Origin of the sequence: Bacillus sp. FSL W8-0640 (genome assembly GCF_038007725.1) — a bacterium.
In the GTDB taxonomy this organism is placed as follows: Bacteria; Bacillota; Bacilli; order Bacillales; family Bacillaceae_G; genus Bacillus_A; species Bacillus_A cereus.
This window is the reverse complement of sequence record NZ_JBBOXT010000001.1, coordinates 2,036,028-2,058,892: the sequence shown is the minus strand read 5'-3', so window position 1 is coordinate 2,058,892 and position 22,865 is coordinate 2,036,028. Positions and strand designations below refer to the sequence as shown.

Genomic DNA, 22,865 nt, shown 5'->3' with positions numbered 1-22,865 from the left:
TATTGCTCTTGTGTATGATATGGTAAGGGAAATGACATATTATTTTATGATAGTAGAAAGGATTTGCATTATGACTGAAAAAATGACACGAATGACCCAATTTGTAAAAGAAGAAATTGCAAATGCAATTACACATGGTATCGGTGCCATTTTAAGCATCCCTGCCTTAATCATATTGATTATTCATGCTTCTAAGCACGGTACCGCATCAGCTGTAGTTGCATTTACTGTTTATGGTGTAAGCATGTTCTTACTGTACTTGTTTTCAACATTGCTACATAGCATTCATCATCCTAAAGTAGAAAAAATATTTACTATTTTAGATCATTCAGCCATTTACTTATTGATTGCTGGCACGTATACTCCTTTTCTACTTATTACACTTCGTGGCCCATTAGGATGGACGTTGCTTGCTATAATATGGACACTAGCAATCGGAGGTATCGTCTTCAAAATTTTCTTTGTACGTCGCTTTATAAAGGCTTCAACTTTATGTTACATCATTATGGGTTGGCTCATAATCGTTGCCATTAAACCACTTTATGAAAATCTAACTGGACATGGTTTTTCACTACTTTTAGCAGGTGGAATTTTATATTCTGTCGGAGCTATATTCTTCCTTTGGGAAAAGCTACCTTTCAACCATGCCATATGGCACCTGTTCGTTTTAGGTGGTAGTGCGATGATGTTCTTCTGTGTACTCTTTTATGTCTTACCTACAGCATAATAAAAAAGGATTCAGCTTACTATAAGCTGAATCCTTTTTTATTACTTATGTAATTGTGATGCGATAACTTCCTGTGTATGCTTCGTTAATTCTTTAATATCCATATTCGCATAGTCTTCAGGTGTAATCGGCTTAGAAATTGTTACTGTTGCATGAGCTGGCTTCATACGATTTCCATTCGCTTCAAACATCTTATATGTACCATCTAACGTTACAGGTAAAATTGCTACACCTGACTTTACTGCAAGATGAAAACTACCAGCCTTAAACTCTCCAACTTCGCCGCCCTTACTTCTCGTTCCTTCAGGGAAAATTACGATAGAATGTCCATTCTTTAATAGTTCAATTCCATCTTTAATCGCTTGAAGAGATTGACGACGATCGCTACGATCCATAAATACGCAATTCATAAGTTCCATCCAAGTTGGTACAACTGGGAACTTTTTAATCTCTGCCTTTGAAACGAATCCAATTGGTTTATTTAAGTAACCTAGTAAAACAGGGATATCCATATTACTTTGGTGATTACTTACAACTAGTACTGGCTTGTCTTTCGGAACATTTTCAAGTCCTTTCACTTCTACTGCCCCTCCAGCTACACGTACCATTTTCTTACCAAACCAATTTGTCGTTTTATACACAGCATTGTCTTTTTCTTTTGGCGCCATCGTATTTACTTGTCTTTTAAGACGCCACATTCTCGGTGTAATCGCAATTACGATTAAAATTAAATAAAAGATTTTAAAAAACGTTTGAATCATACAGAACCCCCACCTATTATCATTCCGACCTTCATTATACTAGACAAACGAAGGAAAAAGAAGAAAAAAAGTCCAAACAGCAAGTGTTCGGACTTTTTAAGCATTCTATATTAGAAACGTTTTGCTAATTCACGAGCATTAGCAATTGCTGCTTCTTTAATTTCTTGTGCTTTTTCAGGGTTTGCATTCATACCTTCAACTGCAATATATTCAGTATCATTCACACCGACAAATCCTAATACAGTCTTTAAGTGATTGCGACCGAAGTCTACAGCTGCGTATGCTCCTTCAGAATATACGCCACCTGTTGCTTGAATGTGAAGTGCTTTTTTACCTTCTAATAAGCCGACTGGACCATTTTCAGTATATTTGAATGTTTTACCTGCGATTGCTACGTTATCTAAGTATGCTTTTACTACTGGTGGATAGCTAAAGTTCCACATTGGAGTTACGAATACATAACGATCTGCATTCATAAATGTTTCTAAGTTTGTGTTCATTGCTGCTACTTTTTGTTGTTGAACTTCAGTTAAAGCTTCAAAGCCTTCACCTGCTGCAAATTTACCCCAAGCAGCAAATACATCTGCATCAATTGCTGGTACTGTAGTGTTGAATAAATCAATTGTTACAACTTCGTCTTGTGGATGTTCGTTTTTATAAGCTTCGATGAAAGCCTCCCCTACTGCCATTCCGAAAGAACCTTCTGCTGAATTTGGATTTGCTGTGATAAATAGTACTTTTGTCATTGTATTCTCTCCCTTTTTTCTCTTTATCTTTAATTCAAGATTTGTTTTTTAAAAGTTAATAACTTACATTATGTAAGTATAATACAAAAAGTTTTAATCAATGTCAATAAAAAATAGCTACTTTTTTTTCGTAAGTTAATGATTTACTTTGTTTCCTTAAAATTTAGTATACAGATATTAAGAATTCTTTCGTATAAAAAGGCTACCTCTACAACTTATAGAGATAGCCTTCTATTACATATTATTTTTGAAATACATGTTTTACTTTTTCAGCTGGAATATTACTCCCGCCTCTACCTTTTACATCTTCAATCATCATTGTAATGACCATATCTGGTGAATTTAAATCAAATGCAGCGAACCAACCTAGTTCTTTTCCTTCGGCCTCTTTTGATACTTTTAATTCCGCTGTACCTGTTTTTCCAGCAAGAGTCATACCATCAATTTTAGCAATTTTCCCTGTACCATCTGGATCATTAATTACTTTCGTCATTGCAGTTTTTAATATATCCTGATTTCCTTTAGAAATTACATTTTCTTTCCAAGCTTTTGGTTGTTTATCTGTTTTAATAATATACGGTGACGGAATCGTTCCATCATTTACAATCGGCGCATACGTTAAAGCTAAATGAAGAGGAGTCATTAATACTTGTCCTTGTCCATATCCCGTATCTGCCATTTGAATATCATTTTTAATGCCGTCATTTGCAATTTTAGAAGCAGGGAATCCATATTCAATTGGTAGTTTCTCATCGAATCCGAATTTTTTCGCTTCACTCATAAACTTGTCTTTTCCGATTTTTAAAGCTTCTTGTGCGAAGTAAATATTATCCGAGTATTTCATCGCCTTATCAAAATCAATCGGATTTGCATCTTTCACACGCGTTACATAGTAATTACCCCAAGAAGAATCTTTTGTCCATTTTAATCCTTCAATTTTCAACTCTTCTTTTGGATCAATCGTTTTCGTTTCAAGACCAATTGCAGCTGTAATAGGTTTAAATACAGAACCTGGTACCGACAATTGTGTAAAGCGATTTGTCATTGGTTTTTTCGGATCATTATTCCAAGCTTCGCGTTGTGCCTTCGATGTCCCTCGTGCAATTATATTAGGATCATATGCTGGACTACTTACTAGTGCAATTGTTTCTCCACTTTTCGGATTAATTGCTGCACTTGAACCAGCTTCGCCCTTCATTTCATTATACGTTTTTTCTTGAACAACACTGTCAATAGTTAAAGTTACATTTTCTCCATCAACAGCATCTGTTTTTGCTAAATTTTTAATTTCTTTTCCTTGCGCATCTTCTACAAAGACACGGCCACCTTTTTTACCGCGTAGCTTTTCCTCTAATACTTGCTCTAAGCCAGCTTTACCAACTGGGTCATCAGCTTGATAGCCTTTCTTTTGTAGCGTTTTTAAATCTTCAGCATTTACCTTTCCAATATAACCAGTCAGATGAGCTGCCGCTTCCCCTAGCGGATATGTACGAACATTTACAGGTTTTGTTGAAACACCTGGTAAATCAATGTACGTATTTTGTGTTGCCCCTTCAGGCAAAATTCCAATTGGTACGAGATACCCTGGTTTTACCCATTTAGCAGCTAATTTTTGATCAATTTCTTCTACAGACGTATTTAATAACTTCGCTACTGTTTCTTTCGTTTGCGGAGCAGTATCGCCTAACTTTTCAGGAATCAATCCGATTTCAGAAGCTTTCCCATTCGTTGCAAGACCTTTTCCATTACGATCGTATATTTCACCACGTTTTGGCTGTGTTGTCTGCATACGCACTTTACTATCTTTCGTCATGCCAGGGAAAATAAAATCAGGAGTCCAATCTATTTTCCAAGATTCTTTATCTCCATCTTTTTCTTTTACCATTTTTGCTTCATGACCAAATGTGATTTTACCACCAACTGTATCCATGCTTACTTTAAAAGGAACAGGACCTTCATCTTTTTTATCTTCTTTTACTTCCCCTGTTTCTACCTTTAAGTCTTTCACTTCGATACCAGAATAAATTTTTTCATATTTCTCAGTAAACTCTTTCTTTGAAATATCTTTTTTTGCATTTTTTGATAGTTGATCATACATATCTGCAAATTTTTGTTTATTCCACGCTTTTACATATGTATCAAACGCTTCTTGTGGTTTTTCTTCTTTACCACATCCAACTAACATGAATGTTAAGCAAAGAAAAAGAATCCCCCATATCTTTCTCAATCGATTCTCCTCCTCTTTCTATATTAGTACTTTTGAAAATTTTAGCATTTTTACATGCTACCTATCATTATAGCACTATCGAATCTCATCTATAAACTTATATTGGTGAATATAAATAAAAAGATTGATGTGAATTCTCACATCAATCTTTTTTATTATTGTTGCTTCTCATATACATGGTAATAATACGTATACGGGTTTTTTTCATCCGTTAAACCTTTTTCTACAAAAATCTCTTTCCAATTTGTCATATCCATTTCTGGGAAGAATGTATCTCCTTCAAATGCATAATGGATTTTTGTTATATATAACTTGTCTACATAAGGTAAAAAGAGATCGTAAATTTGCGCTCCGCCAAAAATAAAAATCTCTTCTTCATTTTTACATAGTTCAAATACTTCTTCTACAGAATGAACAACTTCACAGCCTTCAACATGATACCCTTCATTACGAGTTACAATAATATTACGTCTTCCAGGCAGTGGTCTACCAATCGCTTCATAGTTCTTTCTTCCCATAATAAGCGGGTGGCCCATCGTTGTTTTCTTCACGTATTGTAATTCACTCGGTAAACGCCAAGGTAAATTATTATCTTTACCAATTACTCTATTTTCGTCCATCGCGACCATAAATGAAACAATCATTTTTTCATCTCCTCTACAATTATACTGCAACCGGTGCTTTAATTGCTGGATGCGGATCGTATCCTTCAATCGTTAAATCTTCCATTTCAAAATCAAACACAGATTTCACATCTGGATTTAATGTAAGTTTCGGGAATGGACGTGGTTCACGTGCCAATTGCTTTTCTACTTGTTCAAAATGATTTGTATAAATGTGTGCATCTCCAATTGTATGAACAAATTCTCCTACTTCAAGACCACATTCATGTGCAATTAAATGTGTTAGTAGTGAATAACTTGCGATGTTAAATGGAATTCCAAGGAATATGTCACCACTTCTTTGATATAGCTGACAAGAAAGTTTTCCGTCCGCTACATAAAATTGGAATAATGTATGACAAGGCGGTAATGCCATACTCGGTACGTCTTCAGGATTCCAAGCAGAAACGATTAAACGACGTGAGTCTGGTGTTTTTTTAATCATTTCAATTACATCTTTTAATTGATCAAGTGTCTCACCAGCTGTCGTTTTCCAAGCACGCCATTGTTTACCGTAAACGTCTCCTAAATAACCATATTTATTTGAGAACTCATCATCTTCTAAAACGTTCTTTTTAAACAATTCCATTTGCTCATCGTACTGTACTTTAAATTCTTCATCTTGTTGTGAGCGAAGACCAAAATCAGTCATGTCAGGACCAGTATACTCATCACTTTCTACCCAGCTCTTAAACGCCCATTCATTCCAAATGTTATTATTATGCTGCAATAAATAGCGAATATTTGTATCACCTTTCATAAACCAAAGTAGTTCACTTGCTACAAGGCGAAATGGTACTCTTTTTGTCGTTAATAAAGGAAATCCTTTGCTCAAATCAAAACGCATTTGATATCCAAATACAGATACAGTTCCTGTCCCTGTACGATCTTCTTTCTTCGTACCATGTTCCATTACATGGCGGCATAAATTTAAGTATTCATTTTCAGCATGTTTCATATGTAGGAAAACCTTCTTTCAATCGTATATGGAATTTATCATAACATGAAAAATGGTAAATTTAATAATCTTAATTAATAAAATTTCTTATGCTAATTCTTACAAAATTATTAACTTTCCATATTTTAAAAGGTTTTCATTTTCTATTACCGAAAGTATAGTGCGGTAGATCAAAATTTATATTTGGAGGTTAGAAATATGTCTAAAATTGAAACACCTGTTATGACTTCTTTACAAACCACGGTTGAAAAAATGATGAAGGATTTAAATGTTCCTGGTGTTGCTGTCGCTGTTATAAAAGACGGTGAAGTTATTCTTTCAGAAGGTTTCGGCTATCGTAATATGGAAACAAAAGAGGCTGTTACACCGAATACTCGATTCGCAATCGGTTCCTCAACGAAAGCGTTTGGTACACTTTCATTAAGCTTGTTAGCACAGCAAAAAAAGTTTAATTGGGATGCTCCTGTCCCGTCTTATATACCTAACTTTACTTTATCTGAACTACTTGCTAGCTCACAAGTTACAGGACGGGATTTAGCTTCTCATCGAACTGGAGTGAGTCGTCATGAGGCTCTTTGGTACAGTTCTTCCTTATCTCGAAAAGATCTCGTTGAAAAAATAAAACATTTACCACTTGATGCACCGTTCCGGACTGCATTTCTATATAACAACTTAATGTATGCAACAATTAGCTACATTGTTGAAAACATTACAAATCAAACGTGGGAGCAATACACTACAGAACATATTTTAGAACCTTTAAATATGAGACATACAAACTTCTCTGTTAACGATTCACAAACTACAGATGATTACGCTTTACCTTACATTGAAAATGACGGTGAAATAAAAGCAGTTCCATTCCGTAACATCGATACAGTTGGCGCTGCTGGGTGTATTAATTCCACAATTGAAGATATGGCAAATTGGGTACTTCTCCACTTAAATGAAGGAAAATTTGGAGATCATGAATTAATCTCCTCTGAATTATTACAACAAATGTATACACCACACAATTCAATTCCAGACCAACCGGTTTTATCACTCCCTGAATCTCCATTAAATAGTTACGGTCTTGGTTGGTTTATTAGCGCTTATCGTGGTAAAAAAGTGATTCATCATGGCGGTAATATCGATGGATTTTCAGCGCTTGTTTCATTCATACCAACAGAAAACATAGGCCTTGTCATTTTAACGAATGCTGGAGGAACATTACTTCCTACTTATCTCGCTAATCAAATTTATGACGAACTACTTGAATTAGAATCCATTGATTGGCATAAACGTGCTGTAGAAGATACTAAAAAAATGAAGGAAATGATGAAAGAAGCAACTGAATCCCTCCCTGAACAAATTAAAGGGACTACACCTTCGCACAAGTTAGAGGATTATACTGGTACTTTTGAACATCCCGCATACGGAACATTACAAGTATACAAACGAGATGATTCGTTATATGTACAATTTATGGAAATGGATATTCAATTAGGGCATCATCATTACGACATCTTCTCTACAAAAGTTGACTTATTCCAAATGAAAATGAGCTTATTATTCGCTTATGAAATGAATGTAAGTGGTGAATTCCCATCCCTTCAGTTACATGTACCAGCTACATTAAGTACTCAGCCGCTTACATTTAAGAAAATTAAATAAGTATCTTGATGGTAAAAAATAAAGGTAGGTGCGAATCACACCTACCTTTTCTATTTCATATCAATCTTATCTGGTTGAAACCAAATTGGCTTCGATAACTCAAAGTTATTATGATCCTCTAAAACTATAGTAAGACGCTCTAACATATCATCTAACATATGCGGCGCTGCTCGTAATGTCCAGACAACTGAGGAGAAAACTGTCATGCCAACGTACACCGTGTATAATTTCCAGAACTCCTCTGGTATTTTCCTATTAAAGTATCCTTCTATTTGTCCGATTGAATACGGAATACTAATATCCCTTGCAAACAGTGCAATTTTTACGAAATCATGAATTGGGTCGCCCCAGTCATAGCCATTAAAATCAACAACACCTACATATTTTCCATCCCGTACAATTATATTTTCTAAATGAAAATCATCGTGTTGAAATCGATTCGGGCGGCTCTTTAAATATATTTCATTTTCTTCTATAAACTTTATGATTTTATCATCATTTTTTATTTTTATTCCGCATGTTTTGTATACCTCTACATATTTACTATGTTTTTTCATAGCTCTTTCATACCATGGAAGTATATCCTTAGGAGCTTCAAATGTATGCATTTTTGCTAAATCTTTTCCTGCCTCTATACCAATATCATATTGTTCTTTTGGTGAATACGTAGGCAATAGCTTCTTCGCATCTTCCCCTTCTAAATATGAAAAAATACTATAGCATACACCTTCTTCTTCCAATATACCTATTTCAATTGGCCTTTGTGCCTGTACGTTACGTTTTACCATTTCATTTAAAATTTGAAACTCTATTTTCTTTCTTTCATACTCTTTTATATCGCCTGTCCGAAATAAATATTTTTCATTATTTGCATTCGTAATTACATATTTCTTATCTGGAGAGAAACCTTTAGAAATTTCTTCAATATTCGCTGCATCTTTTACTATTTGTATATTGCTTTGCCGTGCTGTAATTATCTTCATATCTATTCCCCTTACATTTCTGCATTTGGTGTATAGGCAACTTCTACAATAAATCCATTCGGATCGTAAAAATCAATCGTATAGTAACCTTCCGAATAATGATTCATTTCAATTGGACCACGTATTACCTTCACTTTCGTACTAGAAAGAAAATCTGCTACTTCATCAACTACTTCTCTATGAATAGCTTGATAACAAATATGTCTAGGCCCTAACGTCCTTACAATTTCCTCATCTACTTCTTTAAAGTATATTTCACTTTCTCCTGTGCTATATGCTACTTCATTTAACTTTCTCCACCCAATTATGGAGAACAACTTATTATAAAAAGAAATGGACTCCTCTAAATTTGCTACCCAAAATTCAATATGATGAATGCCTGCTCGCAGTGTATTCATATTAAGAATACGCTCCTTGTACTACTTGCACAATTTCCATCGGCTTATGAACCATGTAATCTGGTGCATCTTTTTTCACTGTTTCAATAACATCATATCCCCAAGATACCCAAATTACGTTCACTCCAGCCTTTTTACACGCTGCTACGTCTCGCTGTTCATCACCGACATATAACATATCTTTCTCTGTTATCTTTTTCGATTTTAAAAATCTTTTTATCATCTTGTCTTTACCGAACAAATTTTTAGAACAATACACTTCTTGTATATTTTCTATATCATTCTTTTGTAAAAACGCCCGAATATGCTCTTCTGAGTTCGATGATATGACTGCAATTCCGTAGCCTTTTTTATGTAGTTCATCTAATACTTCCTTCATCCCATGGAACAAAATAAGATCTTTTATAGCAGGTTGATACAATTTATAAAACTCCAGCGCTAATATCGGTAGTTTATACAGTGGTACATCGAGTTGTTTACATCTCTCCGCCATCGTTAACTTGCGTAAATACTCAATTTCTTCTTCTCTTACCGTTTTATATCCGTGCTTTTCAGCAATTTGATTATAAATTGGTACAAATATATTTTGTGAATCTACTAATGTGCCATCAAAGTCAAAAACAATATATTTTTGCATTCCCATACTCCCTTTGCTTCTTTTTTCTAAACCTATGTTATTCAACAACATGGTTGTCTGTCCCTTCTATAAAAATAAAAAAGAACAAGATTTTCTCTTGTTCTTTTTAAGAAAGCCATTTCGGCGGTACATTCGTATTCCAATAAATATTTCCTAACTCATGATGTCCTGAGTATCCATCATCAAAACGATGATAATGGAAATTAAAATAATAACCATCTTGCGGTGGATGATCTCTTCTTACATGGAAACGCAATAAATCATTTCCTGATTTCGTATCGTAGACATGAAAAATCTTTTCATTATTCCCACCAGCTGGTTTTTGAGAAATCGCTAATGATTGTAGTGAATCTTCTGGTACATCACTAGCAAGCTCAGCAATTGCCTCTTCAATCTTTGGTAATATTACATCTTTAAATTCATCTTCAATTACTGGACCAATTTTAGTACCAAACTTTTGCATCGACTGCTTCTCTGCTTCTTGCATCGCATAAGTAATAAAAGTATCGGTGGTTAACCTGTCATTCGTTTCTTCATATGTATAGGACGTACTCTCCAAACTTTGTTGCCCAGCTGTGCTCGTAGGCTTGTCCGCAGCTTTGGCATTATCAAGCAATATGGAAGGAGGCGTCACTAAACCAAATGTAAATACGGTAATTAATGCGACTAAGGTTTTTCTAAACCAATTTGGCATTTATGTTCCCTCCCCTTTCACTCATTATTTTTTATATAACGGTGGTTTCTTCTATTATACAAAATGATTGTAATTTTTGCACTTTACAATTTTGTTAACGTTCACATATTTTTCACTTGAATATGAAATTGTAAGATTTCATACAATATTAATACCACGATATTGAGGAGGCACTTGAATGACTTTAGATGTCATGTATTCCGCCGCAAGCATACTCGTTTTAGTATATTTTATTTATCAATGTGTTACAGACTAGAAAAAGAGCCGTCAATGGCTCTTTTTTAATGGTAGAAATACAATCCATACAATTAATAAAATAAAAACAACGCTGCCTACCACAGCTGGCAATAAATAAAACTGTGAAAGTATAACTATTCCATATAAAAGTATTGCTGGTAGTAGTAAATAACAATCTGCCTTCCATCTTAACAATAGTAATTTCCCTTCATCACAATATAAACGAAGAAACATCTTATTCGTAAATTCATTCCAATAATCACGTGCATAGCAAGAAATTGCAACTACAGCAAATACGAGAACAATAGCTGCAATCCACCTTGGAGTCATAATTATACTTGCAGTACTGATACATACAATTTGAATATAAAATATTCGTGCAGTACTTGTACGGAAAAATTCTTTCAAAAAAGATTCGACAATACGAGAATCAGCTTTTTTCCCTAAAAGTCTTTTAGAGCGCGGAAACATCCACGGTTTTTTATTCGAACTACTCGGTTTAGCCGCATGACCACCAACTTGCATAATTCCGCTCGTCCAGCGCATGCTTTCCTCCTTTTCTTTCTCGATTTCTTTAAAAAAGAACTTTTTATAATTCATTTTCTCTTTTACTAATACACTACTTAAGAAAATTACTAGACCGATAAATAAAATTGAATACAACGGATTTTTATAAATAAAAAATAAACTAATTCCAAAAAAGGACACGCTCATAGAAAATACTACATTTTTTACAATCCATAAAACCCATCGTTTCCCCACATGTACATGAACAAATCTCGTTAACAACGACAACATAAATCGAAATATAGTAAAGAATACCCAAAATAATAGGACTTGTATCTCTGTTACTTCGATACTTTTCATCAACACCGGTAACATAATAACGACTACTATTATATTCGTTATCGCTATTCGAACAAATGTGTACATCATGCCATACTGGACTAATTTTCGCATATGTGTTGCATACGAAATTAAAAATAAACTATCCGCTTGCTCAAAAAATGAACGAACTCCTCTTGGATATGCTACTAGATAAAATGCGAGTAATCCTAATCCGAAATAAATCGTCTCTTCCGTTGATAATTCATTTATCCATAGCGATCGATAATAGATTCCCATAAATATAAGTGCTGGAATAATAATATATAATGCGACTGTCCAATCTGTTACCGAACGTATAGACTTCCATTTCCGCTCAAGTTCATGGCGTAATCTCTTATAAAATTGTTGTTTAATCATGTTGTTCACGCCTTACAATTACATCAAAGCAGTCTAATAATGAACTACCCGGCATTTCCGCTAATATTTGAATAGATTCTAAATGTCCATCTGCGACTAATGTACCTTGTGAAATGAGTAAAAATCTTTCACAAATTTTTTCAGCAGTATCTAATACGTGCGTACAAAGTAAAATTCCTGCCCCGCGCTCTTTTTCTTTATATAAATAATTTAAAAACTCTTTCGTAGCTACCGGATCTAAACCGATAAAAGGTTCGTCAATGATATAAAAATCTGGCTCAGTTAAAAACGCCAATATTAGCATCGATTTTTGTTTCATGCCTTTTGAAAATTTTGATAAATACTCATGTTTATGCTTATTCATTCGAAAAGTATGTAATAATTGTTCCGCTGGTTCTTCCCAACTTCCCATTTCACTTCCACGAGCTGCCATTAATAATTCAATATGTTCCCAGAGCGTCAAGTAATCATAGTATGTTGGATGTTCTGGTACGTATGCATACGGATTTTTCTTTTCACCGAATGATATTTCACCGTCCATATTTACAAGTAATCCGAGTATCGTTTTAATCGTCGTACTCTTCCCAGCACCATTTGCTCCAATAAGAGCAACTAGTTCACCTTTTTCGATAGAAAAAGCTATATCATGAATTATTTTTTCGCCTATTTCATATCCAGCTGAGCGGATATTTACTTTTAACATGCATTCCCCTTCTTTCCATTTCTAATACAATCAAGGAAAAGAATAACATATAACTATCTATATATCATTATAAAATATTTATTTTCATAGCAGGAAAAAACATTTTTTAACAGAATATTAAATGTTTGATTACATTTTATTGGAGTGGATAATATGTCTTTTCAAATTCGTGAAGCAACGATAGATGATATAGACGCACTTTGTTCTTTAACGAAAGAATTAAAAGGTTCCTCTATTTCCTATGAAGATATGAACAACCGATTACAATTCGTACAAATGAGTCCGTTTGATTTTTTATATGTTTACGAGGAAGAAGAAGCTATATTTGGATTACTTGGATTTCGTATACGTGAAAATTTAGAAGATGTAACACGTTATGGAGAGATTTCAATTATTAGCGTTGATTCTAACATACGACGGAAAGGCATTGGACAAGTGTTGATGGATTATGCCGAGCAATTAGCAAAGAAACATAATTGCATTGGCACATGGCTAGTTAGTGGAACAAAAAGAGTAGAAGCTCATCCTTTTTACAAAAAATTAGGATATGAAGTAAATGGCTACAGATTTGTAAAACATTTTTAAACTACTTATAAATTGAAGGGACTATAACTATGACAAACATTAAAGCAATTTTCATTGATCGTGACGGTACAATTGGTGGTGACACTACAATACATTATCCAGGATCTTTTTCATTATTTCCATTCACAAAAACATCCTTGCAAAAACTAAAAGCTAAAAATATAAAAATTTTCTCTTTCACAAATCAACCTGGTATCGCAGATGGAATTGCAACTGTAGCCGATTTTGTACAAGAATTAGAAGGCTTCGGTTTTGATGATATTTATGTATGTCCTCATAAACACGGTGATGGTTGTGAATGCCGTAAACCAAGTACAGGCATGCTGCTTAAAGCAGCAAAAAAACATGGACTTAATTTAACACAATGTGCTGTAGTTGGTGATCGCTGGACTGATATTGTTGCAGGAGCAAAAGTAAATGCGACTACGATTCTAGTCCGAACAGGCGCTGGGTATGATGCTTTGCATACGTACCGAGACAAATGGGCACATATTGAACCAAACTACATTGCAGATAACTTTGAAGATGCAACGAACTGGGTTTTAAATCAACTATAATACAAATGAAGTTTTTGATTCACTCGAAATAATTTAAAACATAGTTTAAATAGCCTTTTTGGCAAATAATTGTCTTCCACAAAACGGATCACCTCAAAAGGTAGCAAGTTCCCTTTTGATACGCAAACATTGCAATTCAAATTATATTTTTTATTAGTAACAGCAATTAACGTAAAGAAGGAATAGCTTAGTGGCTATCCCTTCTTTATTGACTTCTATTATTTACATTTGTTATCTGCTTTTATTGAGTATTCTCATCGTTTTTATACTCCAAAATATCCCCTGGCTGACACTCCAAAGCTTTACATATCGCTTCTAATGTTGAAAAACGAACCGCTTTTGCTTTCCCATTTTTCAAAATAGAAAGATTCGCCATCGTAATTCCAACCTTCTCCGAAAGCTCCGTTACACTCATTTTTCGTTTTGCTAACATGACGTCAATATTAATAATGATTGTCATATCCGCCACCTCAGACCGTCAAATCATTTTCTGATTTTATGTTAATTGCCTCTTGTAGAAGTCGTTGGAGGATAGCAGCAAAAACGGCGATAACGAGCGAAGCAAAAACGATAATGAGTCCCACTAGCCCAATAGGAGGGTCCATTTTTTTCGCTATAAAATGAAAAAGTGGCAAACTTAATACATACAAACCACTGATTGTAATTGCACAGCGCTTTATATTCTTTAACGCCTTTACTGATAATTCCGAGAACGCTGTGTTCTCATCAATGTACTGTAAAAGATTGAAAGCCTGATAAAGAGCAACGTAAAAAGGCACAGCTGCTCCATACATCACAATGAAAACAAGATATTTCATCGGAGCAATATTAGGATACAAATTTGCTGCGAAATTCGCCATTTCCGGCACTAAAAATATGCATAAAGCAAGTACTGAAATTCCAGCAAGAAAAATAATTACTTTTAAGAACGTTGTTGAACTTCGTTTAAGATTCATTTACAATACCTCACTTATTTAATGGCAACATAATTTTATCACAATATTTATTGTTTAACAATAAACAAATATCGTTTTATTTTCGTCATGTTTTTTAATTTAGGCAAAAATAAAAAAGAATTTCTCATTACAAAGAAATTCTTTTTCTTGAAAATGTCTCTTTCAACTTAATTTTTTAAAACGTTAATTCGTAATGGAAATAACGATTATCTCTCAAATAACCATTTTCAGCGTATAATCGTTGTGCTGATAAATTATCAATCTCCGTTTGCAGCTTTACACCTTTTGCTCCATTTTCTAATGCGTATTCTTTAGCAGCTTCTAATAATTTTTTACCTGTTCCGGCTCCACGCTTCGCCGCTTGTACAAATAAATCATTTAAAATCCATAATTCTTTCATTGAAATAGAAGAAAATGATGGATATAGTTGCGTGAACCCAATATATTCGCCGTCTTCAACTGCTACGAAAATAACAGACTCTTTTTTCTCAATTCTATTTCGTAAAAATACTTTTGCCCCTTCTAAATCAGAATCTTGCCTATAAAACATGCGATAGTTATTAAAAACTGATGCTAGTCCATCTAAATCTGCAATTGTTGCCTCATATATTCTCATTTTACTCCATTCCCCTTCCAATACTGTCTCATTATATCCGTTGCCCATTTAGGCTGGTGTATTTCTTCTGTCGGCATAAACTCTTTCATTATTGGTTTTATATCCAATATAGGAGTGCCATCAATAGCATCTAATCCCTCAACAATAATTGATTTACCTTCTCTTTTGATCACCTTTACAATTGTTACACCTATGCGATTTGGGCGATTTTTCCCGCGCTGTGCAAAAATACCTACTTCAGGATAATCCTTATTATTTCTAGGATGTCTAGCAAAATACTGAATTTGCTCGTCAGTTACTTTATGAAAATAAAAAACAACTTCAATATGAGAAAAATCTTCAACCCCTTGTATACTCTCTTCTGCATACATTTCAGTTAAAGTTATACGAGATCTTACTTCTCCCCACTCATCATCTTTTATTTCCTTTCTTTCATTATGTACAAATGCGATTGGTTGAACTGAAAACATACGCATTCCCCCTTAAATGTAACCACTTACATTATAAAATATTTTCTGAATGTTTTCCAGATATACGAATAAAGTTTACATAATATAATTATACTCTATCTAGAGCTACCTTGACTGCTTCAATTGCATGTATATGAGTTGTATCAAATATCGGGACAGATACGTTTTCTTGCTTTATTAATAACCCTATTTCTGTACAACCTAATATGATTCCCTGTGCTCCTTTTTGCACTAACTCTTCGATGACTCTTTTATAATATTCTCTAGATTGAGATACTATTTTTCCTAAACATAATTCTGTATATATTACTTTATTTATTTCTTTTCTATTTTTTTCTGATGGTACTATTACTTTTATATCATGCTCTTCAATACGTGACTTATAGAAATCTTGCTCCATTGTATATTTAGTTCCAAGCAGACCAACCTTTTGAATGTCTTTTCTTTTAATTTCTTTTGCAGTTGCATCAGCAATATGTAAGACTGGAATATCAATTTTGGCCTTTATTTTTCCAACTACCTTATGCATTGTATTTGTACAAATGATTATAAAGTCTGCTCCTCCCTTTTGTAATGAATATGCCGCATTCCCTAGAATTTCTCCAGCACCATCCCAATTTCCGCTAGACTGACATCGTTCAATCTCTTCAAAATCCACACTATTAATCAAACATTTTGCTGAATGTAGCCCTCCTAATCTCTCTTTTATTTCTTCATTAATAATTCGATAATATTCAGAAGTTGATTCCCAACTCATACCACCTATAAGACCTATCGTTTTCATATAAACACCTACCTAAACTTTTTTTATAAAACTAATAACAACGTTTTATTATGTATATTATACACAATAAAACAAGACTTTAAGTTTGGAATATAAAGTCTTGTTTTAACGTAATAATATAGAATAATTGTACTTTCATTTCCAAGGAAATTTTTATAGAATATTCTGAAATTAATAATCTGATATTTTTATAAATTCTTTATACTTATAATTAAAACACTCTCGATACAACTCTTTGATTTCATCATATGATGGAACACGTGGGTTATTAGCTGGGCTACCACTTTCAATTGCATCTGATGCCATTTTAGAGATAGCATTTTCAAATTCAATTTCATCGATACCGTATTCTTTTAAATTTGGAATACGAAGATCATAGCAAAGCTTTTTTATTTCCCCAATCGTGTAGTCTGCTACTTCCTCATCAGAATTCGAATACAAATCCTTATTTAAGTTACGTCCAATTTTTGCTAACCTTTTCACTGCACTTGTTTTTGTAAACTCTAACACTGTAGGTAATAGTATGGCATTTGATATTCCATGCGGTACATGAAATAATGCTCCCACTGGCCTTGACATTCCATGAACTAATGTAACTGATGCATTCGAAAATGCAATTCCAGCTTGTAAGGAAGCAATCATCATCGCTTCTCTTGCCTCCATATTATGTCCATCTTCATATGCTATACGTAAATATTTCATAATACTTTCAATAGCTGAAAGAGCAAGTACATCTGTAAGTGGTTGTGAAAATTTAGAAATATAAGCTTCAATCGCATGACATAACGCATCTATTCCTGTTGCTGCCGTAATTTGTGGTGGTAACGAACTTGTCAAAACTGGATCTATAATTGCTACTTTCGGTATAAAACTAGGATGCTTCATCATCATTTTTACATCTGTTTTTTTATTCGTAATTACTGCTACACTTGTAACTTCCGAACCAGTACCAGAAGTTGTTGGAATTGCAATAAGTGGTAGTGGATTGTTTTCTATTTCAATATCCTTTTGGACATAATCCTCAACTTCTCCACCATTTGTATATAAAACCGCTACCGCTTTCGCAGCATCAATACAACTTCCACCACCAATACCGATAATAAAATCGCACTTTTCCTCTTTACAAAGAGATAACGCTTCTAATACGTGTATATTTGTAGGCTCAGCATCCACTTTATTATATGTGCTAACAATAATACCTTTCTTATTTAGTTGTTGCATACACTTTTCAACATATCCTAATTTCTCCATAATTGTATCAGTAACTATAAAAGCTCTTTTCCCTAACTTTTTTGATTGTTCTCCCAGTTTTTCAAGCGAATTCCTTCCATATAATACCGACTTTGGCATACGAAACTCAGAAACCTCTTGCAAGTCCCCCACCCCTTCTTATCCTAATTAATATTTTATAATATAAATTATCGATTTGATGAATCTTTACGATTCAAATTTTTTAATAGAGTCCTGTTAAAGTATAGAATGCGATAACTAAAAATACAGCAACCGTTTTCAAAATAGTAATAGCAAATATATCTTTATATGACTGTTTATGTGTTAATCCCGTTACTGTAAGAATAGTAATAATAGCCCCGTTATGTGGTAGTGTATCCATTCCTCCTGATGCCATTGATACGATACGGTGCATAACTTCTAATGGAATATCAAATTGATTGGCCGCTGCAATAAATTTATCTCCCATTGCGCTTAATACTATTCCCATTCCTCCTGATGCCGAGCCTGTAATTCCAGCTAAAATATTCGTCGTTACTGCACCATTCACTAACGGATTTGTGAAAGTAGCAGAGATGCCATCTCTCATAATTGCGAAGCCTGGAAGTGCTGCAATGACACCACCGAATCCAAACTCAGCTCCTGTATTCATCGTTGCAAGTAGCGCTCCACCAATACTTGTATTCAATCCAGCTTGGAAACCTGTTACTACTCGCTTCCAATATAATAATAACGTTGTTAAGATCCCTATAATAAGTGCCAATTCTACAGACCAAATTCCTACTACTGCACTTAATTCTACTTTTCCAAATGCTTTCATACCAATTGCAGAAAAATCAAAACCGCTTGGATACCACTTCGGTATCATAATAGTAAACACTTTATTCATTACACCTACTAAAATAAGTGGTATAAATGCAATAAGTTGTTGTGCTCTTGTAATTTCAATGTTATTAATTAATGGCATATTTTTTTGTTCTAATTGCACAGATGCTGCCATTTCAGTATTTCCATCATTAAAACCAAAGTATCCTTCACCTGCTGCTTTTGCCTTCTTACGTCTACTCTCTAAATATAGTAAACCTAATGTAAGAACAAAAATTGCTCCTACAATCCCAAGTATCGGTGCAGCATAAATATCCGTTTTAAAAAATGTTGTAGGTATTACATTTTGAATTTGTGGTGATCCAGGTAGCGCATCCATTGTAAACGTTACTGCTCCAAGAACAATCGTTCCAGGGATTAAACGCTTTGGAATATTAGCTTGTCGAAACAACTTAGCTGCGAACGGATAAACAGCAAACACTACTACATACACACTAACACCACTATACGTTAAAATAGCCCCCATTAATACAATCGCTAATATAGTACGTTTTTCACCAACTAACTCAATAATTGTTTTTGCGATAGAATCTGCAATTCCTGACATTTCCACTACTTTTCCAAATATTGCTCCTAATAAAAACACAGGAAAATATAATTTTATAAATCCAACCATTTTCTCCATAAAGATATTAGAAAAGAAAGGTAATACATAACTAGGTTCTGTCAAAAATACTGCAAATAATGCAAATATCGGCGCGAATAAAATAACAGAAAAACCTCTGTATGCTACGAACATAAGTAAACTTAGTGCTAATAATATAATAACTAACTCCAATTTTACCCCTCCATTAAACAGAATATTCTAAATTTTATTGATAAATTTCTACTAACCTTTCAATTCTGACATCCCTCCTCTTATTCATACAAATTTTTATGCTAAAAATGTCTAATTATAATTATTCGATTACATATGAAAAATCCCTTTAAACAGAAACGAATTCATCGTCATACGTTATAAAGGGATTGCTAGAATCTATATTTACTGCTGTATTAAATTTTTCTCTACACAAAAATGATACAGTTCTTCAACATCTTTCACTATGTAGGTCGCACTAACTTCAGTCAGTTCTTTTTCACAGCCATAGCCATATAAAACACCAATTGAAGCAATTCCATTCTGATTTGCACCTATTATATCGTGCTTTCTATCACCAATCATTATCATTTCTTCTTTATTTAGTTCTTCATGTGTTTGTAAAATATGAGCAATTATTTCTTCTTTTTTTATTCTCGTACCATCTAAATTACTTCCAATGATGTCTTCGAAATAATTCGTTAATCGAAAATGCTCTATAACTTGTTTCGCAAATACAGTGGGCTTTGAAGTTGCTACGAATATGCGATTCCCTGAACTTTTTAATTGTTGCAAGAGCTTCAGAATCCCCTCGTATACATTATTTTCAAACAATCCACGCTGCTTTAAATACTCACGGAAGTAAAAAACAGCACGTTCAACCTCTCCTTCACTCATATTATATCTCTCTATGAATGATTGCTGAATAGGAGGACCTATAAATGAATCTAACTCACTTATATGTACTTCTTCAATTCCTACTTTTTTTAATGCATATAAAACCGAGTTTACAATCCCTTCTTTCGGATCCGTTAAAGTTCCATCTAAATCAAATAGAAATGTTTTATACATGCTTCATTCCTCCACTTAATTTGCTGTATAAATAAGTGCTAACATCTCTTCCACTTCTCCCTATTATACTATTATTATCTATTTTTTCGAAAAATCAATTTCCATATGTCACATACTTTCAGTTACAAAATACGATAGATATGATACAGTAAAAAAGTTACAATTATTTTAATAGAAACTGGTGAAACAAATGTCAATTACGTTAATTTTTATAATGGCTTTCACAATTGTGATCCACGCAGTTGAAACAAGCTCTTATAGTATTCGATTAGCTGGAGTACGTTTAAAGAAGATTGCGGTTGCCTTGTCTGTTGTAGGAATGGTGTTACTTATTTCAAGAACATCAAACTTACTACAAGCCTTTTTAATCGGTGGTATTGTCGATGAAGCAAAACTAGATTCTTCTATTAATTTAGAGCATATTATACGACTCGTACTATTATCGGCTTCTATCGGTACATTAATCGCGATCATTCTTTATCCAACTTTGACAAAATTATTTGGATATGTCATTCAAAACTTTGAAACAGACGGTTCTTTCATTCGAATGATGAAAACGAATAACATTCAAAAATTAAAGTACACAAAAAAATATGTCCGTTTTCCAAAGTTAGAAATGATTCATAGACTGCGTATCGGTGGTATTCCAAAGCGTATTATGCTTATTAACATGTTTGCTACTGCTATTTATACAGCAGGGGTACTTTCAGCCCTTTACGCTTCTTTTTTAAATCCAGATTATGCAACAAATGCAAGTACAGCTTCTGGCCTTGTAAATGGTTTCGCCACTATTTTATTAACTGTATTACTCGATCCACGCATTGCTCTTTTAACAGAACGTGCTCTACAATCAGAAAGCGGTGCTGAATCTATGAGTAAAATGTATGGTTGGCTAATGATTTCTAGACTTCTCGGCACATTATTAGCACAACTGCTATTTGTACCAGGTGCTTACTGGATTTTATGGATTATTGAACTGATGCATTAATTTACTAGAAAGGTGAATTTATCAATGAAGATCAAAACAGAGAAAGATATAATTCGCTTAATAGAAAACGACGAATGGATGATGAATGTATTACAAATGGCAAAATCACTAGAGCTACCTGATTGGTGGATTTGTGCCGGATTTGTTCGTTCTAAAATTTGGGATACTTTACATGACTATGAAGCTAAAACGGCTATGCCTGATGTTGATGTGATTTATTATGATAGTCTACATCAAGATGAGATATACGAACAATCATTAGAAACGAAATTAATGAATATTGATGCTACTATCCCTTGGTCTGTAAAAAATCAAGCTCGTATGCATGTAGTGAATAATATGCCACCATATTCTTCTTCTGTTAATGCTATTTCTAAATTCCCTGAAACAGCAACGGCTTTAGGAGTTACACTTGATGAACTAAACAACGTTATCTTAACAGCCCCATGTGGTATTGAAGATGTCCTTTCCTTACAAGTGAAACCAACAGCTCATTTTCTTGAATCGAAAGAACGATTACATATGTACAAAAACAGAGTTATAAAAAAGAATTGGCAAAGTAAGTGGCCTAACATCACAATCACATATCCAGAAATTTAGAAAGGGTGCCTCTCATTTATAGAAGCACCCTTTTCTTCATTTCAAAAAATGTATGACTGTTTCTGCAAATCTATCTGCTTCCTCATAATGAGGTGAATGACCGCTCTCTTCAAATACGATATACTTGCCGTTTCGGGCATCTTTATTAAATGTTTTAATTTGTTCTTCACACGTTACTACATCATGTTTTCCTACTATTAATAACATTAGATTTTGTACATCTTTTATTTTTGATAATAATGATGTATGACATGCTCCCTCTAATTTTAATCTATCAAAGTGAATTTTGGAGCGATTTGAAAATATTTCCCACTCTTCATCACTGTATAAACTCTCATCTGTCCTATCTTCCTTATTATTGTAAATCTCCATTCTTTTTTCTTCTAATTCAGCGCTTAGTCTTATATAAGCTTCTAACAACTCTTCTGAACTAGCCTCGCTAGATGAATAAGCAAAGCACTCTTCTGCTACTTCTTCTTTTCCATACTTTTTTAATAAATGCCCTGTCTTTTGTAACAAAGCCCTACTTGTTAATGCAAAATCAAAAGTTGGTCCTTCAAATATTATTTTCTCTATTGAACTTGGATATATCGACGCATAAAGCAATGCTACATATCCACCGAAAGAGTGTCCAATTATAGACCACTTCTCAATTTGTAATACTTTTTTTAATTCCTCACAGTCTTCAATCAAATCATTTAATCCAAAAGCTTCGTCTTCAGTAATTTCTTCTGAGCGACAAACACCTCTTTGATCTATCATAATTACATATAGAGAATCTTTTAAACGTTCCGATTGATGAAATGAAAAATCATAACAACTTTCTCCTGGTCCACCATGCAAGTATAAGACTGGCTTATTTTTAGGATTTCCATGTGTTTCAACGTATAGCTTTTTCCCTCTAATATTCAT

The 22,865-nt window shown here is 33.8% G+C and carries 26 protein-coding genes; 6 read left to right on the top strand and 20 right to left on the bottom strand.

Going from position 1 to position 22,865, the window contains the following annotated elements:
- Positions 1-70: 70 nt before the first annotated feature.
- The gene (trhA, locus tag N2V80_RS10750; RefSeq protein ID WP_000136889.1) at positions 71-727 is read left to right on the top strand and encodes a PAQR family membrane homeostasis protein TrhA; all 657 of its coding nucleotides are present in this window, start codon (positions 71-73) and stop codon (positions 725-727) included.
- 41 nt (positions 728-768) lie between these two features.
- Here trhA and N2V80_RS10745 read toward each other — a convergent pair whose 3' ends face one another.
- The 5 genes from N2V80_RS10745 to N2V80_RS10725 all read right to left on the bottom strand — a co-directional run bounded on the left by N2V80_RS10745 (position 769) and on the right by N2V80_RS10725 (position 6,081).
- Positions 769-1,488 carry a lysophospholipid acyltransferase family protein gene (locus tag N2V80_RS10745; protein WP_000616577.1) on the bottom strand — a complete coding sequence of 240 codons (720 nt, stop codon included), beginning with the start codon at positions 1,486-1,488 and terminating at the stop codon, positions 769-771.
- Positions 1,489-1,598: 110 nt separating this feature from the next.
- Positions 1,599-2,234, bottom strand: a complete 636-nt coding sequence (locus N2V80_RS10740) for an FMN-dependent NADH-azoreductase (protein WP_000170025.1) — start codon at positions 2,232-2,234, stop codon at positions 1,599-1,601.
- 241 nt (positions 2,235-2,475) lie between these two features.
- Complete coding sequence (gene pbpC, locus N2V80_RS10735; protein ID WP_001227250.1) at positions 2,476-4,461, bottom strand: penicillin-binding protein 3; 1,986 nt, start codon at positions 4,459-4,461, stop codon at positions 2,476-2,478.
- A gap of 155 nt (positions 4,462-4,616) precedes the next feature.
- On the bottom strand, positions 4,617-5,105 hold the full coding sequence (locus N2V80_RS10730) for a dihydrofolate reductase (RefSeq protein ID WP_000637207.1): 489 nt from the start codon (positions 5,103-5,105) through the stop codon (positions 4,617-4,619).
- Between the two features lie 19 nt (positions 5,106-5,124).
- The gene (locus N2V80_RS10725) at positions 5,125-6,081 is read right to left on the bottom strand and encodes a thymidylate synthase (RefSeq protein ID WP_000679609.1); all 957 of its coding nucleotides are present in this window, start codon (positions 6,079-6,081) and stop codon (positions 5,125-5,127) included.
- Between the two features lie 198 nt (positions 6,082-6,279).
- Here N2V80_RS10725 and N2V80_RS10720 point away from each other — a divergent pair, with 198 nt between their 5' ends.
- Positions 6,280-7,737 carry a serine hydrolase gene (locus tag N2V80_RS10720; RefSeq protein WP_000034354.1) on the top strand — a complete coding sequence of 486 codons (1,458 nt, stop codon included), beginning with the start codon at positions 6,280-6,282 and terminating at the stop codon, positions 7,735-7,737.
- A 50-nt stretch (positions 7,738-7,787) separates the two neighbouring features.
- Here N2V80_RS10720 and N2V80_RS10715 read toward each other — a convergent pair whose 3' ends face one another.
- From N2V80_RS10715 to N2V80_RS10690, 6 genes are all read right to left on the bottom strand, one after another.
- Positions 7,788-8,720 carry an aminoglycoside phosphotransferase family protein gene (locus N2V80_RS10715; protein ID WP_000692082.1) on the bottom strand — a complete coding sequence of 311 codons (933 nt, stop codon included), beginning with the start codon at positions 8,718-8,720 and terminating at the stop codon, positions 7,788-7,790.
- A gap of 11 nt (positions 8,721-8,731) precedes the next feature.
- Positions 8,732-9,118: a VOC family protein gene (locus N2V80_RS10710; protein ID WP_001094668.1), complete on the bottom strand. Its 387-nt coding sequence runs from the start codon at positions 9,116-9,118 to the stop codon at positions 8,732-8,734.
- Position 9,119: 1 nt separating this feature from the next.
- Entirely contained in the window at positions 9,120-9,755 is a 636-nt protein-coding gene (locus tag N2V80_RS10705) for an HAD family hydrolase (RefSeq protein WP_001987851.1), read from the bottom strand.
- 106 nt (positions 9,756-9,861) lie between these two features.
- Positions 9,862-10,449 (bottom strand): YpjP family protein, encoded by a 588-nt coding sequence (locus tag N2V80_RS10700; RefSeq protein ID WP_001134421.1) that lies wholly within the window; start codon positions 10,447-10,449, stop codon positions 9,862-9,864.
- A 267-nt stretch (positions 10,450-10,716) separates the two neighbouring features.
- Positions 10,717-11,931 (bottom strand): ABC transporter permease, encoded by a 1,215-nt coding sequence (locus N2V80_RS10695; protein ID WP_098560053.1) that lies wholly within the window; start codon positions 11,929-11,931, stop codon positions 10,717-10,719.
- A complete protein-coding gene (locus N2V80_RS10690) occupies positions 11,924-12,634 on the bottom strand; it encodes an ABC transporter ATP-binding protein (RefSeq protein ID WP_061655198.1) in 711 nt (236 codons plus the stop codon). Before N2V80_RS10690 ends, N2V80_RS10695 begins: the two co-directional genes overlap by 8 nt.
- 153 nt (positions 12,635-12,787) lie before the next feature.
- Between N2V80_RS10690 and N2V80_RS10685 the strand changes: the two genes are divergently transcribed.
- Both N2V80_RS10685 and N2V80_RS10680 read left to right on the top strand, forming a co-directional pair.
- Positions 12,788-13,219 carry a GNAT family N-acetyltransferase gene (locus N2V80_RS10685; RefSeq protein ID WP_000009776.1) on the top strand — a complete coding sequence of 144 codons (432 nt, stop codon included), beginning with the start codon at positions 12,788-12,790 and terminating at the stop codon, positions 13,217-13,219.
- Positions 13,220-13,248: 29 nt separating this feature from the next.
- Positions 13,249-13,776 (top strand): HAD-IIIA family hydrolase, encoded by a 528-nt coding sequence (locus N2V80_RS10680; RefSeq protein ID WP_000181772.1) that lies wholly within the window; start codon positions 13,249-13,251, stop codon positions 13,774-13,776.
- A gap of 241 nt (positions 13,777-14,017) precedes the next feature.
- Here N2V80_RS10680 and N2V80_RS10675 read toward each other — a convergent pair whose 3' ends face one another.
- The 8 genes from N2V80_RS10675 to N2V80_RS10640 all read right to left on the bottom strand — a co-directional run bounded on the left by N2V80_RS10675 (position 14,018) and on the right by N2V80_RS10640 (position 20,365).
- A complete protein-coding gene (locus N2V80_RS10675) occupies positions 14,018-14,236 on the bottom strand; it encodes a helix-turn-helix domain-containing protein (protein WP_000152534.1) in 219 nt (72 codons plus the stop codon).
- A 10-nt stretch (positions 14,237-14,246) separates the two neighbouring features.
- On the bottom strand, positions 14,247-14,732 hold the full coding sequence (locus N2V80_RS10670) for a DUF2975 domain-containing protein (protein WP_001050149.1): 486 nt from the start codon (positions 14,730-14,732) through the stop codon (positions 14,247-14,249).
- A 175-nt stretch (positions 14,733-14,907) separates the two neighbouring features.
- Positions 14,908-15,348, bottom strand: coding sequence for a GNAT family N-acetyltransferase (locus N2V80_RS10665; RefSeq protein WP_001223866.1), 441 nt, complete (start codon positions 15,346-15,348; stop codon positions 14,908-14,910).
- A complete protein-coding gene (locus N2V80_RS10660; RefSeq protein ID WP_000493255.1) occupies positions 15,345-15,818 on the bottom strand; it encodes an SAM-dependent methyltransferase in 474 nt (157 codons plus the stop codon). Before N2V80_RS10660 ends, N2V80_RS10665 begins: the two co-directional genes overlap by 4 nt.
- Before the next feature lie 88 nt (positions 15,819-15,906).
- Positions 15,907-16,602 (bottom strand): aspartate/glutamate racemase family protein, encoded by a 696-nt coding sequence (locus N2V80_RS10655; RefSeq protein ID WP_030025515.1) that lies wholly within the window; start codon positions 16,600-16,602, stop codon positions 15,907-15,909.
- A gap of 171 nt (positions 16,603-16,773) precedes the next feature.
- Positions 16,774-17,976 (bottom strand): iron-containing alcohol dehydrogenase, encoded by a 1,203-nt coding sequence (locus tag N2V80_RS10650; RefSeq protein ID WP_001158668.1) that lies wholly within the window; start codon positions 17,974-17,976, stop codon positions 16,774-16,776.
- A gap of 79 nt (positions 17,977-18,055) precedes the next feature.
- Entirely contained in the window at positions 18,056-19,495 is a 1,440-nt protein-coding gene (locus N2V80_RS10645; protein WP_000424329.1) for a GntP family permease, read from the bottom strand.
- Between the two features lie 204 nt (positions 19,496-19,699).
- Positions 19,700-20,365 (bottom strand): HAD family hydrolase, encoded by a 666-nt coding sequence (locus tag N2V80_RS10640; RefSeq protein WP_030025512.1) that lies wholly within the window; start codon positions 20,363-20,365, stop codon positions 19,700-19,702.
- A 190-nt stretch (positions 20,366-20,555) separates the two neighbouring features.
- Here N2V80_RS10640 and N2V80_RS10635 point away from each other — a divergent pair, with 190 nt between their 5' ends.
- Together N2V80_RS10635 and N2V80_RS10630 are read left to right on the top strand one after the other, a co-directional pair.
- Positions 20,556-21,353 (top strand): lipid II flippase Amj family protein, encoded by a 798-nt coding sequence (locus N2V80_RS10635; protein ID WP_000028915.1) that lies wholly within the window; start codon positions 20,556-20,558, stop codon positions 21,351-21,353.
- A gap of 24 nt (positions 21,354-21,377) precedes the next feature.
- Complete coding sequence (locus N2V80_RS10630) at positions 21,378-21,953, top strand: nucleotidyltransferase family protein (RefSeq protein WP_000695357.1); 576 nt, start codon at positions 21,378-21,380, stop codon at positions 21,951-21,953.
- Between the two features lie 36 nt (positions 21,954-21,989).
- On the opposite strand, the gene N2V80_RS10625 is transcribed toward N2V80_RS10630, so the two are convergent.
- Positions 21,990-22,865, bottom strand: a complete 876-nt coding sequence (locus N2V80_RS10625) for an alpha/beta fold hydrolase (RefSeq protein WP_025966775.1) — start codon at positions 22,863-22,865, stop codon at positions 21,990-21,992.